This window comes from Candidatus Saccharibacteria bacterium, assembly GCA_016700315.1.
GTDB lineage: Bacteria > Patescibacteriota > Saccharimonadia > Saccharimonadales > SZUA-47.
This window is the reverse complement of the sequence record CP065013.1, coordinates 155,133-174,877: the sequence shown is the minus strand read 5'-3', so window position 1 is coordinate 174,877 and position 19,745 is coordinate 155,133. Positions and strand designations below refer to the sequence as shown.

Genomic DNA, 19,745 nt, shown 5'->3' with positions numbered 1-19,745 from the left:
CCTCTTTGCGTGCTTCGCGCCTTCCTTGCATCTTATCTCTAAATTTTAGCCTAGGCCTTTGCGCTACAATGTGCGCTTAACGTATCTAATAAATACGTTTCATTTACGCTCCTAAGCCCTTCATCCAAAAATATCCTAATCAGCTGGCGCCTATCATTTGTAAATTACCCTAAATATAGTTGAGGCCCGCGTTTTATTAACACATGGTAGAGCTTTGTGTATAATCATAAGCATGAAGGTGTATTTTCTGTATAGGTTCAATGGGCAGGACAGTACTCGGGTGTCTGGTTACATCAGAGAACTGAAACAGCGTTACTCTATGGCCGACACTAACGAGCTGGATCTAAATACTCGTGACGGAGCAGCCACTGCTAGCTTATACGATGCAATGGCTTATCCGGCGATTTTGGTGACTAGAAACGACGGTCAACTTGCTCAGATTTGGCAGGGCGAACCGTTGCCGCTAGTGGACGAAGTTATTTCCTACGCTATGATGTAGTGTGACTGGCCTCGAGCCATAAGTTAGAGTATAATGAGTTTACAATTTGGGAGTTGCGAAGTAGTAGTTATCAGCTATGAAAACCGCATCGAGAAGAAATAGGATTTAACTAGAGTAGACCTCGACGCTATATGAAGTCAGCGTTATGACTGTAATCAAGAGCCACAACTGGAAGCTAGATGGTACCTCCGCAAGCGCGGATCTAGCGAAAGCGAGTGGTTTTATTATTTTAAAGGAGATAACAAGGTTGAAATACAAATCAGGGACAAGACGTCGAGCACTTGAGTATGAAAAGTATTGGGTACAAAAGTGGAAAGATGATAAAACTTTCGAGAAGTCAGTCCAAAACCGAAGCCACGATAACTCCTATGTATTCTATGATGGACCACCGTTCATATCTGGTAATCCGCATCACGGTACGCTACTGAGCTCTATCATCAAGGACATCGTACCTCGTTATCAAACAATGAACGGTAAACGCGTGGAGCGAGTTTGGGGCTGGGATTGTCACGGATTGCCAGCCGAACGTTTCACAGAGAAAAAACTAGGCATCAATTCCCGTGAAGAGGTTATTGATTATGGTATTGAGAAATATATTTTAGCTTGCCGATCCAATATGGTTCAGACTAGTGGCGAATGGGAAGATGTGGTAGACCGCATCGGCCGTTGGGTCGACTTCAAGGGAGCATATAAGACCATGGACAAAGACTACATGGAGTCTGTATGGTGGGCGTTCAAGGAGCTTTATGAAAAGGGCAAAATCTACGAGGGTGAAAAGGTTCTCATGTACTGCACACTAGATGCTACGCCACTTTCAAAAGCCGAAGTTACTATGGATGCTGGCGCTTACCAAGACGTCACTGATCCGAGTGTTTATGTGAAGTTTAAACTTGAGGACGGTCGAGTGCTGCTAGCCTGGACAACGACTCCTTGGACACTCCCAGCTAACACGGCGCTAGCTGTAAATAAGAATTTTGACTATGTTGAAGTGCGAGTTGGCGAAGAGGAGTTTGTGGTCGCCAAAGAATTAGTAGACAAAGTCTTGACGGACGAAAAGCACCAGCGACTCGACTTTCAGATAAACAGAGAATTTAAAGGCCAGGAGCTACTAGGCAAAAGCTACCAGAATCTTCTGGGAGTTGATCGAGGAGAGAATGCGCATAAGGTCTGGCATGCTGATTATGTCGAAACTGAGGCTGGCACAGGCATCGTCCACTTGGCACCAGCCTACGGCGAGGAAGATTTCGTGCTTGCCAAGGCAAATGGCATTCCTATCGTTCATACAATCGATGAAAATGGCCTATTTACTGAAGGCGAATGGGCCGGCCAAAACGTTTGGGAGATTAACAAACAAATAGCCAAAGACCTACATTCTAGAGGTATCGTTTGGAAAATTGACTACATTCGTCACTCTTACCCTCATTGCCATCGTTGTGGTACCAAGCTGATGTATAGAGCCCATCCTAGTTGGTTCATGGATATTGCCGGACAAAGAGAGCTGATGATCGAACAAAATAAGCCAATTTATTGGTTTCCAGAACACGTCAAGTCCGGTCGTTTTCAGAAAACAATCGAACAAGCACCAGACTGGAATCTCAGTCGTGATCGTTTCTGGGCGACAGCAATGCCGGTCTGGAAAGGCAAAGACAGCAGTGGTAATGATTACATCAAAGTCATCGGTAGCTACGCTGAGCTCAAAGAGTTATCTGGTGTAGAACTAGAAGACTATCATAGGCCCTGGGTTGACGATGTAAAGTTTACAATAGACGGTGTTGAATATAGCCGTATTGATAAAGTAATTGATTGTTGGTTTGAATCAGGTAGCATGCCATTCGCTCAGTTCCATTATCCGTTTGAGAACAAAGAAAAATTTGAGGCGAATTTTCCCGGAGACTTTATAGTCGAGTACGTCGGTCAGGTAAGGGCTTGGTTTTATTACGTCCATGCGGTCAATGTTGGGTTGTTTGGTACGCACGCTTTCAAGAATGTTATTGTCACCGGTAATGTTGCTGGCAACGATGGCCGCAAAATGAGCAAAAGCTATGGCAACTATACAGATCCTAACGAGCTGATGGATAAATTCTCAGCCGACTCGCTACGATTCCTGCTAGCTAGTTCGCCCCTGCTTTCAGGTGAGGACTTCGCTCTGCAGGATAAAGAAGTCGGAGACGTAGCTAGAAAGCTAAGTATGATTTGGAATATGTACGACTTCTTTACCATGTACGCTGAAGTTGATGAATGGGAGTGGGACGGATACACATCCGACCCATCAGAGTCGCTTAATAACCCTTTAGATATCTGGGTAGTTTCTAGGCTGCATCAATTGCAGGCAGAGGTCAAAGAATATATGGACAATTACAATCTTCCAGATGCGATGAGTCCAATCCTACCATTCATCGACGACGCCAGCAATTGGTATGTTCGCCGCAGTCGCCGCCGATTTTGGAAAAGCGAAGACGACGGCGATAAGGCTGATGCCTATAAAACTCTGCACTATGTACTAACTAGGCTTAGCGTTATCTTAGCGCCTTTTGTGCCATTCATGGCTGAGGAATTATATAGTAAAATGACTGGCTTAAGCGAATCAGTCCACCTACAAGATTGGCCGGCTTTGGGCAAAATAGACGAAGAAGTAATTACAGATATGCTGCGAACTAGATCGATTATTGAAAAGGGATTGTCGCTGCGAATGCAGCAAGACGATTTTGGTTCAATAAAAGTTCGGCAACCGCTACAATTGGTTGCTTATCCTAGCGAAAAACTCGGTGATTTTTACGAGCAAGTTATTGCTGAAGAAGTCAATGTGAAAGAAGTAGTTAATACCCCGGTGGCTGCGGGTTACGGTGCAAAGGGTGGCGAGCCAGGACTGGTGAGTATGGCTTTTGAGGGTAGCAGTCTTACGATTAAGAAATCCCTTACGCCCGAGCTGAAACGAGAAGGCTTAGTGCGTGAGGTTATTCGTTTTGTTCAGAATGCTCGAAAAGAAGCTGGGCTAAATGTTGATGATCGTATACGTTTAAGCCTTGCTACTGACTCTGAGCAGCTTCTGCTGGCTATTAAAGAGCACGAAGCTGCCATTAAAAATGAGACTTTAGCAGAGTCGGTTGAATATAGCGCGAGTGATGCATCGCAATTGACAGATGTGAATATTGACGGGTTAAAACTTAAGATGCAGCTAGTTAAGGCCTAGTCACAATGACCCTAGAAATCGACGACAAACAGTTTAACGATATCATTGCCAGTGTGATGGATGAGCTTCCGCAAGACTACATAAAACATATGCAAAACGTAGCTATAACTTATCAGGATAATCCCACTGAAGCTCAAGAGAAAGAACTTAAGCTAAGAAGGAGCAGTCTCTTACTTGGTTTGTTTGAGGGCGTACCCAAAACTGAAAGTTATGGAGTGAGCAGGCTTCCTAGTAAAATTACGCTTTTTAAGAATCCTTTGCTCGAAGTCTCAGCTGATCTAGTCAATTTTCGAGAACAAGTAAAACGAACGCTTTGGCATGAAATTGCGCATTATTACGGCCTCAATCACGCCAGAATTAACCAGCTAGAGAAAAAGAATCAAAAAAGAACTTAATCTGAGCCGTTTACTTTAGTTGTCGTATCTGGTAATATGAGCTAAATAGTAAGTTATAAGTAGGTAAAATGAAGAAAGCAGTTATTAAACTTGGCGCATCACAGTTTATCGTATCAGAAGGTGATACGGTAACGGCTGTCATGGATGTTGCTGATGAAAAAAAAGTATCCGTAGATTGCGTCTGTCTGATTGACGGCGACAAGACTACGTTTGGCGGCGGTAAGGTGGAACTTAGCGTCGAGGATAATGCCGTACGTGGCGATAAAGTTACCGCCGTACGTTACAAGGCCAAAAAACGTGTGATGAAAGTACGTGGCCACAAACAAGCCAAAGTTGAGCTCAAAGTTACAAAAATAGCATAAGCGCTTGTGGATAACTAAAACAGCGACTGTGGCGTCGTTGTTTTTTTTATGTCGTTTTCTTGCTGAAGTCCTATCTGTTATAATCCTTTTCAACGAGAACAACCCCGTAATTATCGTTAACGATGTGTAAAAAACATCAAAAGCAATAAAATTTATTGATTAATATTAGCAAAATTCCTGAACAAATTTATTATTAATTCTTATTGTTCCAATCTGTTTTACGGAGGATAATTTGAATTAAGCACTAAAGCTAAAATAAAAACAAAATCAAAATGCAGCCAACACAACCTCATTACAATAGAGAAGACTACGGTTTCTGGTCCTTTCTTCGTCGTGGAGTGATTATTGTGCTACTTATGATAATTGTTTTCTTACTCAGTCTTTTAGCATTCTATTTTGCTTCCAAGAAAAATTCTTCGCTGAATGTAGGCTATCAAAAAGCCTCTGTTAACGGCTATCTATCAGATGATGGTAAAAGTCTAGGTTTTGCTGGTCAGACTTTGACCATAAATCCCAATTTACAGCTTAACGGGCCGATAACAATTTTGCCGCAGTCCCTACCGGCTAACGCTAAGCCGGGAACTTTGGTTTTTGACTCTGCTACCTCAACCTTACAGTATTACGACGGCAGTAAATTTGTGCAGCTGCCGACTACAGAAGCCAACAACCAGCAAACTGCTGCACCAACAGTCGCCGGTGTCACGAGTCTGCAAGGTCAAACTGGTGCGGTTAGTCTAGTTCCAGGAGCAGGCATTGCTATCAACGGAACTACTATCAGTTCGAGTGGTTTGCTCGGTGTAAACGGTACAGCCGGGGACATAAATGTTAGCACAGCTAACGGTATTGCCTCGATCTCATTGCCTCAATCTTTGAATCCGACTGCAGTACCAACTTTTTCAGGTGTTAATCTTTCGAACGCACTTGCTGTTGGTTCTGGGGGTACGGGTGCTACAAGTTTGACTCCAAACGGGGTTTTACTTGGTAACGGAAGTTCTCCTGTAACAACTGCATCAACAGCCACAGCGGGGTTGTGTTTGCTTAGCACGGCTGGAGCGCCCGCCTTCGGTGTGTGTCCAGGTGGAGTCGGTGCAGGCGTAACTAGTCTTAACGGACTCGCTGGTAACCTAGCAGTAGCAGACTCTTCAGCTTCTGGTAGTACTATCACAATCAATGATGCCTCCACATCAGCTAAGGGAATAGCTCAGTTCAACGGCATCAACTTTACTGTTGCTGCTGGCGTAGCCAACACAGTACAGAACATCGATACAAGTGCCAGCCCAACATTTTCTGGACTTATTTTATCTACTGCTCTCAGCGTTAGTTCGGGTGGTACGGGGCTAACCAGTATCACCAACAACGGCGTAGTGATTGGCGGCGGGGCTGGTGCGCTACAGACTGCCAGCGCAGCAAGTGCTGGTCAGTGCTTGGTCAGTACTTCGGGCGCTCCGATCTTCACTACGTGTCCCGGAGCAAATGGAGTAGCTTCTATCAATGGGGCTTCGGGTGCCTTAACGTTATCTAATGCTACAGTTTCTAGTGGTGTAATAACAATCAACTCGGCATCGAATACAACTACTGGCCTTCTGACTAGTACAGATTGGGTAACATTCAACTCCAAAGAGAATCCCCTAACCTTTACGGGCAATGGCCTATTTTCACGCAGTGGCGATACGGTTAGCGGCCTCAGTTGTAGCTCAAATGGCGAAGCTCCCGTATGGAACGGGGTCGCGTTCGCTTGTGCAGTACCTGTGGGAACTACGTATAGCGCTGGGCAGGGTCTAAGCCTAGTTGGTACGACCTTCAACCTGGCCCAACAAGGCGCATCGTCTGGTGAAGTTCTAAAGTGGAATGGTACTGGTTGGGTCCCTTCTACTGACACCGACACTACCTACACAGCTGGTACTGGCATTAACATCAGCGGCGGTAATGTCATTAGCTCAACACTAGGTACTAGCATTGAATCTAGTGAGATAACTGACGGTGAAGTCAGCAGTGCAGATATTGCTAACGGTACTATTACCTTCGCCGACATTGCTAGTAACTCTTGTAATAATGGAGAAGTAATTAAGTTCAATGGTACTGCTTGGTACTGTGGTACAGATGCAGATTCGGATACTGTTCTAACCGAAGCTCAAGTTGAAGCCTACATCTTCGATGCAGATAACACCGGCACTCTCAGCAGCGGTACTCTAGCTCTAGGTAGTCTAAGCTACACTGGACAATTAACCGACACTAACATTAGTGATGCTCTAACTATTAGCTCATCAGGTAGTGTAGCTGACGGTGCACTAAGTGCTAACGTGACTAAACTAGGTCAAACCATAGAATCTAGCGAGATAACAGACGGTACTGTCATAGGTACTGACATCGCCAGCTCAACCATCCTCTTTAGCAACATCGCCCAGAACGGCTGTAGCACTAACGACATCATGAAGTGGAACGGTTCAGCCTGGGCCTGTGCAACTGATGCAACGGGCGGCGGAGCAGGTAACTCCTTCGAAACAATAGCTGTATCTAACGGCACTAACCCAGTAGCAGATAGCAGTACAGATACTCTAACCCTAAGTGATGGAGCTGGTATTACTATTACTGGTAACGGTACGACAGATACTCTAACCATTGCCGCTACACTAGGAACTAGCATAGACAGTAGCGAGATAGTCGATGGCACCATAGTAGCTGCAGATATTGCTGACGCTACTATTACTAACGCTAAACTAGTCAACAGTGGCATCACTGTTACAGCCGGCACTGGCCTAACTGGTGGTGGCACAGTTAGCCTTGGTGGTACAGTTACTCTGACTCTACTTAATGACTTTGGTTCAAGCATAGACAGTAGTGAGATAACTAATGGCACTAGTTACTGGTACTGACATTGCTAGCTCAACTATTACTACTTCTAACATAGCTACTAGTGCTATTACCTCCACCCTAATAGCAGACAACACTATAACCGCAGCAGATATTAATACTGATGCTGTTACTAGTGACGAGATACTAGACGGCACCATCACTAGCGCAGATATTGCCAACGGTACTATTGCTACTGTAGACATCACTGACGGTGCAGTCACTCTAGCTAAGCTAGCTAACTGTAGCAGTGACAGCCAAATCCTCAAGTACTACACAACTGATCCAGACGGTGCTGGCCCACTAGCTGCTGGCTGGAATTGTGATACCGACACTGACACCGACACTACCTACACAGCTGGTACTGGCATTAACATCAGCGGCGGTAATGTCATTAGCTCAACCCTAGGTACTAGCATTGAATCTAGTGAGATAACTGACGGTGAAGTCAGCAGTGCAGATATTGCTAACGGTACTATTACCTTCGCCGACATTGCTAGTAACTCTTGTAATAATGGAGAAGTAATTAAGTTCAATGGTACTGCTTGGTACTGTGGTACAGACGCAGATTCGGATACTGTTCTAACCGAAGCTCAAGTTGAAGCCTACATCTTCGATGCAGATAACACCGGCACTCTCAGCAGCGGTACTCTAGCTCTAGGTAGTCTAAGCTACACCGGACAATTAACCGACACTAACATTAGTGATGCTCTAACTATTAGCTCATCAGGTAGTGTAGCTGACGGTGCACTAAGTGCTAACGTGACTAAACTAGGTCAAACCATAGAATCTAGCGAGATAACAGACGGTACTGTCATAGGTACTGACATCGCCAGCTCAACCATCCTCTTTAGCAACATCGCCCAGAACGGCTGTGGCAGTGGTGACATCATGAAGTGGAACGGTTCAGCCTGGGCCTGTGCAACTGATGCAACGGGCGGCGGAGCAGGTAACTCCTTCGAAACAATCGCTGTATCTAACGGTACTAACCCAGTTGCAGATAGTAGTACAGATACTCTAACCCTAAGTGATGGAGCTGGTATTACTATTACTGGTAACGGTACGACAGATACTCTAACCATTGCCGCTACACTAGGAACTAGCATAGACAGTAGCGAGATAGTCGATGGCACCATTGTAGCTGCAGATATTGCTGACGCTACTATTACTAACGCTAAACTAGTCAACAGCGGCATCACTGTTACAGCCGGCACTGGCCTAACTGGTGGTGGCACAGTTAGCCTTGGTGGTACAGTTACTCTGACTCTACTTAATGACTTTGGTTCAAGCATAGACAGTAGTGAGATAACTAATGGCACTATTACTGGTACCGACATTGCTAGCTCAACTATTACTACTTCTAACATAGCTACTAGTGCTATTACCTCCACCCTAATAGCAGACAACACTATAACCGCAGCAGATATTAATACTGATGCTGTTACTAGTGACGAGATACTAGACGGCACCATCACTAGCGCAGATATTGCCAACGGTACTATTGCTACTGTAGACATCACTGACGGTGCAGTCACTCTAGCTAAGCTAGCTAACTGTAGCAGTGACAGCCAAATCCTCAAGTACTACACAACCGATCCAGACGGTGCTGGCCCACTAGCTGCTGGCTGGAATTGTGATACCGACACTGACACCGACACTACCTACACAGCTGGTACTGGCATTAACATCAGCGGCGGTAATGTCATTAGCTCAACACTAGGTACTAGCATTGAATCTAGTGAGATAACTGACGGTGAAGTCAGCAGTGCAGATATTGCTAACGGTACTATTACCTTCGCCGACATTGCTAGTAACTCTTGTAATAATGGAGAAGTAATTAAGTTCAATGGTACTGCTTGGTACTGTGGTACAGATGCAGATTCGGATACTGTTCTAACCGAAGCTCAAGTTGAAGCCTACATCTTCGATGCAGATAACACCGGCACTCTCAGCAGCGGTACTCTAGCTCTAGGTAGTCTAAGCTACACTGGACAATTAACCGACACTAACATTAGTGATGCTCTAACTATTAGCTCATCAGGTAGTGTAGCTGACGGTGCACTAAGTGCTAACGTGACTAAACTAGGTCAAACCATAGAATCTAGCGAGATAACTGACGGTACTGTCATAGGTACTGACATCGCCAGCTCAACCATCCTCTTTAGCAACATCGCCCAGAACGGCTGTAGCACTAACGACATCATGAAGTGGAACGGTTCAGCCTGGGCCTGTGCAACTGATGCAACGGGCGGCGGAGCAGGTAACTCCTTCGAAACAATCGCTGTATCTAACGGTACTAACCCAGTAGCAGATAGTAGTACAGATACTCTAACCTAAGTGATGGAGCTGGTATTACTATTACTGGTAACGGTACTACAGATACTCTAACCATTGCCGCTACACTAGGAACTAGCATAGACAGTAGCGAGATAGTCGATGGCACCATTGTAGCTGCAGATATTGCTGACGCTACTATTACTAACGCTAAACTAGTCAACAGCGGCATCACTGTTACAGCCGGTACTGGCCTAACTGGTGGTGGCACGGCTAGCCTTGGTGGCACAGTTACTCTGACTCTACGTACTGACTTTGCTTCAAGCATAGACAGTAGTGAGATAACCGATGGTACAGTTACTGGTACCGACATTGCTAGCTCAACTATTACTACTTCTAACATAGCTACTAGTGCTATTACCTCCACCCTAATAGCAGACAACACTATAACCGCAGCAGATATTAATACTGATGCTGTTACTAGTGACGAGATACTAGACGGCACCATCACTAGCGCAGATATTGCCAACGGTACTATTGCTACTGTAGACATCACTGACGGTGCAGTCACTCTAGCTAAACTAGCTAACTGTAGCAGTGACAGCCAAATCCTCAAGTACTACACAACCGATCCAGACGGTGCTGGCCCACTAGCTGCTGGCTGGAATTGTGATACCGACACTGACACCGACACTACCTACACAGCTGGTACTGGCATTAACATCAGCGGCGGTAATGTCATTAGCTCAACACTAGGTACTAGCATTGAATCTAGTGAGATAACTGACGGTGAAGTCAGCAGTGCAGATATTGCTAACGGTACTATTACCTTCGCCGACATTGCTAGTAACTCTTGTAATAATGGAGAAGTAATTAAGTTCAATGGTACTGCTTGGTACTGTGGTACAGATGCAGATTCGGATACTGTTCTAACCGAAGCTCAAGTTGAAGCCTACATCTTCGATGCAGATAACACCGGCACTCTCAGCAGCGGTACTCTGGCTCTAGGTAGTCTAAGCTACACTGGACAATTAACCGACACTAACATTAGTGATGCTCTAACTATTAGCTCATCAGGTAGTGTAGCTGACGGTGCACTAAGTGCTAACGTGACTAAACTAGGTCAAACCATAGAATCTAGCGAGATAACTGACGGTACTGTCATAGGTACTGACATCGCCAGCTCAACCATCCTCTTTAGTAACATCGCCCAGAACGGCTGTAGCACTAATGACATCATGAAGTGGAACGGTTCAGCCTGGGCCTGTGCAACTGATGCAACGGGCGGCGGAGCAGGTAACTCCTTCGAAACAATCGCTGTATCTAACGGTACTAACCCAGTAGCAGATAGTAGTACAGATACTCTAACCCTAAGTGATGGAGCTGGTATTACTATTACTGGTAACGGTACGACAGATACTCTAACCATTGCCGCTACACTAGGAACTAGCATAGACAGTAGCGAGATAGTCGATGGCACCATTGTAGCTGCAGATATTGCTGACGCTACTATTACTAACGCTAAACTAGTCAACAGCGGCATCACTGTTACAGCCGGTACTGGCCTAACTGGTGGTGGCACGGTTAGCCTTGGTGGTACAGTTACTCTGACTCTACTTAATGACTTTGGTTCAAGCATAGACAGTAGTGAGATAACTGATGGTACAATTACTGGTACTGACATTGCTAGCTCAACTATTACTACTTCTAACATAGCTACTAGTGCTATTACCTCCACCCTAATAGCAGACAACACTATAACCGCAGCAGATATTAATACTGATGCTGTTACTAGTGACGAGATACTAGACGGCACCATCACTAGCGCAGATATTGCCAACGGTACTATTGCTACTGTAGACATCACTGACGGTGCAGTCACTCTAGCTAAGCTAGCTAACTGTAGCAGTGACAGCCAAATCCTCAAGTACTACACAACTGATCCAGACGGTGCTGGCCCACTAGCTGCTGGCTGGAATTGTGATACCGACACTGACACCGACACTACCTACACAGCTGGTACTGGCATTAACATCAGCGGCGGTAATGTCATTAGCTCAACCCTAGGTACTAGCATCGAATCTAGTGAGATAACTGACGGTGAAGTCAGCAGTGCAGATATTGCTAACGGTACTATTACCTTCGCCGACATTGCTAGTAACTCTTGTAATAATGGAGAAGTAATTAAGTTCAATGGTACTGCTTGGTACTGTGGTACAGATGCAGATTCGGATACTGTTCTAACCGAAGCTCAAGTTGAAGCCTACATCTTCGATGCAGATAACACCGGCACTCTCAGCAGCGGTACTCTAGCTCTAGGTAGTCTAAGCTACACTGGACAATTAACCGACACTAACATTAGTGATGCTCTAACTATTAGCTCATCAGGTAGTGTAGCTGACGGTGCACTAAGTGCTAACGTGACTAAACTAGGTCAAACCATAGAATCTAGCGAGATAACTGACGGTACTGTCATAGGTACTGACATCGCCAGCTCAACCATCCTCTTTAGTAACATCGCCCAGAACGGCTGTAGCACTAACGACATCATGAAGTGGAACGGTTCAGCCTGGGCCTGTGCAACTGATGCAACGGGCGGCGGAGCAGGTAACTCCTTCGAAACAATCGCTGTATCTAACGGTACTAACCCAGTAGCAGATAGCAGTACAGATACTCTAACCCTAAGTGATGGAGCTGGTATTACTATTACTGGTAACGGTACTACAGATACTCTAACCATTGCCGCTACACTAGGAACTAGCATAGACAGTAGCGAGATAGTCGATGGCACCATTGTAGCTGCAGATATTGCTGACGCTACTATTACTAACGCTAAACTAGTCAACAGCGGCATCACTGTTACAGCCGGTACTGGCCTAACTGGTGGTGGCACGGTTAGCCTTGGTGGTACAGTTACTCTGACTCTACTTAATGACTTTGGTTCAAGCATAGACAGTAGTGAGATAACCGACGGTACAGTTACTGGTACTGACATTGCTAGCTCAACTATTACTACTTCTAACATAGCTACTAGTGCTATTACCTCCACCCTAATAGCAGACAACACTATAACCGCAGCAGATATTAATACTGATGCTGTTACTAGTGACGAGATACTAGACGGCACCATCACTAGCGCAGATATTGCCAACGGTACTATTGCTACTGTAGACATCACTGACGGTGCAGTCACTCTAGCTAAACTAGCTAACTGTAGCAGTGACAGCCAAATCCTCAAGTACTACACAACTGATCCAGACGGTGCTGGCCCACTAGCTGCTGGCTGGAATTGTGATACCGACACTGACACCGACACTACCTACACAGCTGGTACTGGCATTAACATCAGCGGCGGTAATGTCATTAGCTCAACACTAGGTACTAGCATTGAATCTAGTGAGATAACTGACGGTGAAGTCAGCAGTGCAGATATTGCTAACGGTACTATTACCTTCGCCGACATTGCTAGTAACTCTTGTAATAATGGAGAAGTAATTAAGTTCAATGGTACTGCTTGGTACTGTGGTACAGATGCAGATTCGGATACTGTTCTAACCGAAGCTCAAGTTGAAGCCTACATCTTCGATGCAGATAACACCGGCACTCTCAGCAGCGGTACTCTAGCTCTAGGTAGTCTAAGCTACACTGGACAATTAACCGACACTAACATTAGTGATGCTCTAACTATTAGCTCATCAGGTAGTGTAGCTGACGGTGCACTAAGTGCTAACGTGACTAAACTAGGTCAAACCATAGAATCTAGCGAGATAACTGACGGTACTGTCATAGGTACTGACATCGCCAGCTCAACCATCCTCTTTAGTAACATCGCCCAGAACGGCTGTAGCACTAACGACATCATGAAGTGGAACGGTTCAGCCTGGGCCTGTGCAACTGATGCAACGGGCTCGGGAACTGACACATTTGCTACCTTTGCCACACCAAATGGCACTAACCCTGTTGCTGATTCAACAACGGATACTATAACTTTTGCTCAAGGATCAGGTGTTACTATCACGGGCGATGGCACCACTGATACACTGACTATCGCTGCTACTCTCGGTGCAGATATTACAACAAGTGAGATCGTCGACGGCACAATATTGTCAGCCGATATAGCAGATGGAACGATAGCAAATGTCGATCTTGCAAATAGCTCAGTCACAGTAACTGCTGGGACAGGATTGACAGGAGGTGGTTCAGTTTCGCTAGGTGGGTCAGTAACATTGAATAACTTTTTTGGTTCAACGATTGACCTAAACACAGCTGAGGTCAATGGCGTACTAGGCGCAGGCAATGGAGGCACTGGTCAAAGTACGGTCGCACAAGGTGACTTACTGCTAGGCGGCGCAACGTCAAATACCTGGACAAAGCTGGGTATTGGCTCAAATAACCAGTGTCTTCTAAGCGACGGAACAACGGCCGTTTGGGGCAGCTGTACGGCTGGCGGCGGCGGCTTTACTAGTCTGACATTGGCAGGTAGCTCTGGTACTAGCCAAACAATAAGTGACACAGACACCATTACAATTGCAGCAGGAAGCAACATTAGCACTACTGCTGGCGCAACTGATACGGTAACTGTCGCATTAGTATCTAGCCCGACCATTACAGGACTACTAACAGCTAATGGTGGTCTCACTCTTGAAACAGGAGACACACTGACCGTCAATGGGGACGCTTTTACTGATCTTACTGGTACTGGTTTGTTAGTTTCTTCAGGAGCCCTAGCAATTGATACATCAGTAGTGTGTACTACCAGTGGTAATTGTGCTGGTTCTGGTAACGGGGCAGGCGATGTGTATAACGGCGGGCAGACGGGTCCGCTGACTGTTGGCACTAATGACTCTTCAGCCTTTGCACTCGAGACTAATAATGTAGATCGCTTAACAATATCCAGTGCTGGGGCTGCTACTTTCTCGGGAAGCCTAACCGTAACTGGGCTTACGACATTGAATGGTGGGCTTACTCTAGAGACTGGGGACACCTTTACTGTAAATGGGGATGCCTTCACCGACCTTACTGGTACTGGTCTGACTATTTCTGGCAACTCCCTACAAACAACGCTTGGCACCAGCATCGACAGCAGCGAGATAGTCGACGGTACTATTGCTACTGCCGACATTGCTAACAATGCCATAACCACCGCCCTTATTAACGCCGGTGCAGTCACTACTGCTAAACTAGCTGCCTGTAGCAGTGACAGCCAAATCCTCAAGTACTACACAACCGATCCAGATGGTGCTGGCCCACTAGCTGCTGGCTGGAATTGTGATACCGACACTGACACCGACACTACCTACACAGCTGGTACTGGCATTAACATCAGCGGCGGTAATGTCATTAGCTCAACCCTAGGTACTAGCATCGAATCTAGTGAGATAACTGACGGTGAAGTCAGCAGTGCAGATATTGCTAACGGTACTATTACCACTACAGATATCTCAGCTTCTGCTGGTATCACTAACTCTCAATTAGCTAACAGCGCTATAACAGTTACGGCTGGTACTGGACTAACTGGTGGTGGTAGTGTCAGCCTTGGTGGCACAGTTACCTTACAGTCTTCACTTGGCACCAGCATCGACAGCAGCGAGATAACAGACGGTACAGTTACTGGTACTGATCTAGCTAGTGCTACTATCCTCTTTAGCAACATCGCCCAGAACGGCTGTAGCACTAACGACATCATGAAGTGGAACGGTTCAGCCTGGGCCTGTGCCACAGACAACACTGGTAGTGGTACTAATACCTTCGCTACCTTTGATGCACCTAATGGCACCGACCCAGTTGCAGATAGCACTACAGACACTATAACCATCGCTGAAGGTTCAGGTATTACCATAACTGGTGATGCTACAACCGACACTCTAACAGTTGCTGCTGTACTTGGAACTAGCATAGACAGTAGCGAGATAGTCGACGGCACCATTGTAGCTGCAGATATTGCTGATGGTACTATTACTAACGCTAAACTAGTTAACAGTAGCGTCACCGTCACAGCCGGTACTGGCCTAACTGGTGGTGGCACGGTTAGCCTTGGTGGTACAGTTACCTTACAGTCTTCACTTGGCACCAGCATCGACAGCAGCGAGATAGTCGACGGTACTATTGCTACTGCCGACATTGCTAACAATGCCATAACCACCGCCCTTATTAACGCCGGTGCAGTCACTACTGCTAAACTAGCTGCCTGTAGCACTGATGCTCAAGTCCTCAAGTACTACACAACCGATCCAGATGGTGCTGGCCCACTAGCTGCTGGCTGGAATTGTGATACCGACACTGACACCGACACTACCTACACAGCTGGTACTGGCATTAACATCAGCGGCGGTAATGTCATTAGCTCAACCCTAGGTACTAGCATCGAATCTAGTGAGATAACTGACGGTGAAGTCAGCAGTGCAGATATTGCTAACGGTACTATTACCTTCGCCGACATTGCTAGTAACTCTTGTAATAATGGAGAAGTAATTAAGTTCAATGGTACTGCTTGGTACTGTGGTACAGATGCAGATTCGGATACTGTTCTAACCGAAGCTCAAGTTGAAGCCTACATCTTCGATGCAGATAACACCGGCACTCTCAGCAGCGGTACTCTAGCTCTAGGTAGTCTAAGCTACACTGGACAATTAACCGACACTAACATTAGTGATGCTCTAACTATTAGCTCATCAGGTAGTGTAGCTGACGGTGCACTAAGTGCTAACGTGACTAAACTAGGTCAAACCATAGAATCTAGCGAGATAACTGACGGTACTGTCATAGGTACTGACATCGCCAGCTCAACCATCCTCTTTAGTAACATCGCCCAGAACGGCTGTAGCACTAACGACATCATGAAGTGGAACGGTTCAGCCTGGGCCTGTGCAACTGATGCAACGGGCGGCGGAGCAGGTAACTCCTTCGAAACAATAGCTGTATCTAACGGCACCAACCCAGTAGCAGATAGCAGTACAGATACTCTAACTCTAAGTGATGGAGCTGGTATTACTATTACTGGTAACGGTACTACAGATACTCTAACCATTGCCGCTACACTAGGAACTAGCATAGACAGTAGCGAGATAGTCGATGGCACCATTGTAGCTGCAGATATTGCTGACGGTACTATTACTAACGCTAAACTAGTCAACAGCGGCATCACTGTTACAGCCGGTACTGGCCTAACTGGTGGTGGCACGGTTAGCCTTGGTGGTACAGTTACTCTGACTCTACTTAATGACTTTGGTTCAAGCATAGACAGTAGTGAGATAACCGACGGTACAGTTACTGGTACTGATCTAGCTAGTGCTACTATCCTCTTTAGCAACATCGCCCAGAACGGCTGTAGCACTAACGACATCATGAAGTGGAACGGTTCAGCCTGGGCCTGTGCCACAGACAATGTTGGCACCAACACCTCTGGTTTCACCGACACTGGTACACTTGTCACTCTACAAACCAGCACTGACGATGTAACCATCGGCTCAGCCGTAGCCCTAGCTAAGTTAGCTGTAGATGGAGATAGTGACGAGATACAACTTCTGGTCCAAGCTAACGGTACTCAAACATCCAATATCTTTGTAGTAGAGAATAACGGTGGAACTGACCTATTCACGGTAGACAACTTGGGGAACGCTGTGGTTACAAATAACCTAGCGGTCGACACCAACACCTTATATGTAGACGCTACCAACAACAGGGTTGGTGTTGGCTTGACTAACCCTGCCACACCACTTGAGGTAGTTGGTGCAGTTCGCTCATCATCAACTGCAGGTCAAGGCTCTTTTGAGGTGCGTGACACAGGTACCCTAACCGCCAGTCTTTATGACGGTTCGGGTGTGGGTAACGTTGGTATTTTGGACTTATATAGCGCTGGCACTAACACAGTCAGGCTCAGGGCGGATTCCTCGGTCAGCTATATTAATGCTGGTAACTTTGGCATAGGTGACATGACACCTGCATCGCTATTCACTGTTGGTAACGGTGACTTGTTCCAAATTAACAGCTCTGGCGTCGTTACAGCCGGTACTTGGCAGGGTAGTGTCATAGCTGATGCCTACATCAATGACGCTATTACCATTAGCTCTGCTGGTACAGTAGACTGGACAGCTTTATCTAACTACCCAACAGCCTGTGCAGCTGGTACGGCTGTTACTACTATAGGCGACACTCTAACTTGTACTGCGTTTGCACCATCAAGCGGCGGTAACTACCTTGCAAAAAACGCCGCCGATACTTCAACCCTGTCTGTTACGGCTTCAAACTACCTCTATGGTTTTACGAACTCTAGTAGTGCGGTAGCTAGTGGTGTGCTCAAGATAGATAATGGTAATAATACGGGTACGGCCTTACTAACAACGGCTACAGGAGGAACCTTGTTAGATCTGCAGAATAGCGGTAGTTCGATACTTAGTGTAACTGCAGCACGAGCAGCTACATTCAACGGAGCGAATGCCGGAAGTCTAGTACTGAACAGCGATCTTAGTGGTGGAGCGCGTTCGACAAATCTTCTGAATATCACTCAAGCTAACGATGCAACCAATGACAGCAGTACCGCTCTAGCTAACATAACTAATAACGATCTGGGCTCTACTGCGGCCTTGCTGAGTCTTACTCAAAACTCCACTGGTGCAGCAAACGTTCTTACTATTACAAATGCAGGTACGGGAGCATCTAGTGGTTTGCTCTATCTTGCAACAAATAACGCCGCAACGAATACTTCTGCAGTTAACATCGGAAGTACAGCCAGCAGTATTACAGCTGGGTTTACTGGCAATTGGCTCAACGTTTCACCTGCGCGAACGCTAGCCACGGCTTCTGCAACACAAACAGACTCAGGCCGTTGGCTGAACGTCTCTAGATCCAATACCGTTAACGCCACCAGTGCGACGCTAAACATAACTGGTGATCTGGCCAATCTTCAGTCAAACTGTACACAAACCGTCGGTACTTGTACTGACACCTCAAATATCTTAGAGCTTAACCAACAGTTTACAGGATCAACCGGTGCTGTTCTAAACGTTACCGGCTCAGGCACTGGAAACCTTGCAACGCTCGATGCAGCAAACTCTACAGCTAATGGTGTTTCTATTGACATTCAGTCCTCTAGCTCTAGCCAATATGCTCTTAGAGCCACAGTAAATAATGGAGCTTATACTGGGTTGATAGTTGGCGGAGAAGGTAATGTTGGAATTGGCTCCGCACAAGTGTCTAACGAAGGCTTACGAGTAAAGAGCACTTTTGGATCAACGGTTGCTTGTAACTTCGGCTGTTACGGTGTTACGGGCATACCATACATAGATAACCCAACTAGCCCTAATTCTGGTGTTGGCATATATGGGCGAGTCGATACATCTAACGTAGCATTTACTCTTAGTTCAACCGTAGGCCTAATGGCAGAAAACCCAATTAAGGGTGCATCCTCCACCATAACCAACAGCTATGGCGTATTGGTTAGGAACCAGACTTCGGGTACAAATAACTATGGTGTATATGTTGAAGGGGCTAGCACATACGCACTGTGGGTTGATAGTGGAATATCTCAGTTCGATGGGCAAGTACAGATTGGCGTTTCCGACACAGCAGGGACACTATTAGTTCTCGACACAAAGACTGATGCAACCGACCCTACCGGAGTAAACGGTGCGATGTACTACAACAGTAGCACTGGTAAGATGCGCTGTTACCAGAACGGTAACTGGGGTGATTGCAGTAACAATTTCAACAGCAGAAAGATTTACATGATCCCTGAGTTTGCTGGCGGGACACTTACTGCGGACGGGACCAACAATAGCGGTGTCATGTCCTCAGACTACGATGGTACAAATCGCCACAACTACTACAGCTGGAGCAGTTCTCAGGCATCACTCCAGGACTACGATATAGTGGTGCGAAATCAGATCCCTAGCGACTATCGCTCAGGCTTTGGTACATTCAAAGTCTGGGTTTACGGTGCTTCGACCAGCACGGCTAATAATGACATACAAGTTACGGTTCGTGATAATGCTGGAACAGCATGTGCTACCAGTGTCTCTGTTCTCCCTGGCACGGCTAATACCTGGACTGAACAGTCAGTCACTCTAACTGGCTGTAGTTTTGCGGCGAATGATATAATTACCGTAAGCTTTAAGACTCTATCACTAAGTAATAACGGGGTCAGGGTAGGCGAAGTAAGCTACCTCTACACAAACTAA

General features: G+C 46.1%; 9 protein-coding genes. 7 read left to right on the top strand and 2 right to left on the bottom strand.

Annotated features, from left to right (window positions below):
• Window positions 1-232 precede the first annotated feature (232 nt).
• From IPO96_00785 to IPO96_00760, 6 genes are all read left to right on the top strand, one after another.
• Window positions 233-499 (top strand): hypothetical protein, encoded by a 267-nt coding sequence (locus tag IPO96_00785; GenBank protein ID QQS65083.1) that lies wholly within the window; start codon window positions 233-235, stop codon window positions 497-499.
• Window positions 500-644: 145 nt separating this feature from the next.
• Window positions 645-3,689 carry an isoleucine--tRNA ligase gene (locus tag IPO96_00780; GenBank protein QQS65082.1) on the top strand — a complete coding sequence of 1,015 codons (3,045 nt, stop codon included), beginning with the start codon at window positions 645-647 and terminating at the stop codon, window positions 3,687-3,689.
• 5 nt (window positions 3,690-3,694) lie between these two features.
• A complete protein-coding gene (locus tag IPO96_00775) occupies window positions 3,695-4,084 on the top strand; it encodes a metallopeptidase family protein (GenBank protein QQS65081.1) in 390 nt (129 codons plus the stop codon).
• A gap of 68 nt (window positions 4,085-4,152) precedes the next feature.
• Window positions 4,153-4,446, top strand: a complete 294-nt coding sequence (gene rplU, locus IPO96_00770) for a 50S ribosomal protein L21 (GenBank protein ID QQS65080.1) — start codon at window positions 4,153-4,155, stop codon at window positions 4,444-4,446.
• A 272-nt stretch (window positions 4,447-4,718) separates the two neighbouring features.
• Entirely contained in the window at window positions 4,719-7,319 is a 2,601-nt protein-coding gene (locus IPO96_00765; GenBank protein ID QQS65079.1) for a hypothetical protein, read from the top strand.
• Window positions 7,297-9,633, top strand: coding sequence for a hypothetical protein (locus IPO96_00760; protein ID QQS65078.1), 2,337 nt, complete (start codon window positions 7,297-7,299; stop codon window positions 9,631-9,633). Before IPO96_00765 ends, IPO96_00760 begins: the two co-directional genes overlap by 23 nt.
• Here IPO96_00760 and IPO96_00755 read toward each other — a convergent pair.
• Window positions 9,593-10,123: a hypothetical protein gene (locus tag IPO96_00755; protein QQS65077.1), complete on the bottom strand. Its 531-nt coding sequence runs from the start codon at window positions 10,121-10,123 to the stop codon at window positions 9,593-9,595. The two genes, IPO96_00760 and IPO96_00755, sit on opposite strands and share 41 nt — an antisense overlap.
• Window positions 10,124-10,267: 144 nt before the next feature.
• On the bottom strand, window positions 10,268-10,411 hold the full coding sequence (locus tag IPO96_00750; protein ID QQS65076.1) for a hypothetical protein: 144 nt from the start codon (window positions 10,409-10,411) through the stop codon (window positions 10,268-10,270).
• 268 nt (window positions 10,412-10,679) lie between these two features.
• Between IPO96_00750 and IPO96_00745 the strand changes: the two genes are divergently transcribed.
• Complete coding sequence (locus IPO96_00745) at window positions 10,680-19,745, top strand: hypothetical protein (GenBank protein ID QQS65075.1); 9,066 nt, start codon at window positions 10,680-10,682, stop codon at window positions 19,743-19,745.

Excerpts from the sequence above, each read along its gene's own strand:
- IPO96_00760 (QQS65078.1), top strand. The coding sequence starts at position 7,297 with ATGGCACTAGTTACTGGTACTGACATTGCTAGCTCAACTATTACTACT.
- IPO96_00775 (QQS65081.1), top strand. The coding sequence starts at position 3,695 with ATGACCCTAGAAATCGACGACAAACAGTTTAACGATATCATTGCCAGT.
- IPO96_00785 (QQS65083.1), top strand. The coding sequence starts at position 233 with ATGAAGGTGTATTTTCTGTATAGGTTCAATGGGCAGGACAGTACTCGG.
- rplU (QQS65080.1), top strand. The coding sequence starts at position 4,153 with ATGAAGAAAGCAGTTATTAAACTTGGCGCATCACAGTTTATCGTATCA.
- IPO96_00750 (QQS65076.1), bottom strand. The coding sequence starts at position 10,411 with ATGTCGGCGAAGGTAATAGTACCGTTAGCAATATCTGCACTGCTGACT.
- IPO96_00755 (QQS65077.1), bottom strand. The coding sequence starts at position 10,123 with ATGTCTACAGTAGCAATAGTACCGTTGGCAATATCTGCGCTAGTGATG.
- IPO96_00765 (QQS65079.1), top strand. The coding sequence starts at position 4,719 with ATGCAGCCAACACAACCTCATTACAATAGAGAAGACTACGGTTTCTGG.
- IPO96_00780 (QQS65082.1), top strand. The coding sequence starts at position 645 with ATGACTGTAATCAAGAGCCACAACTGGAAGCTAGATGGTACCTCCGCA.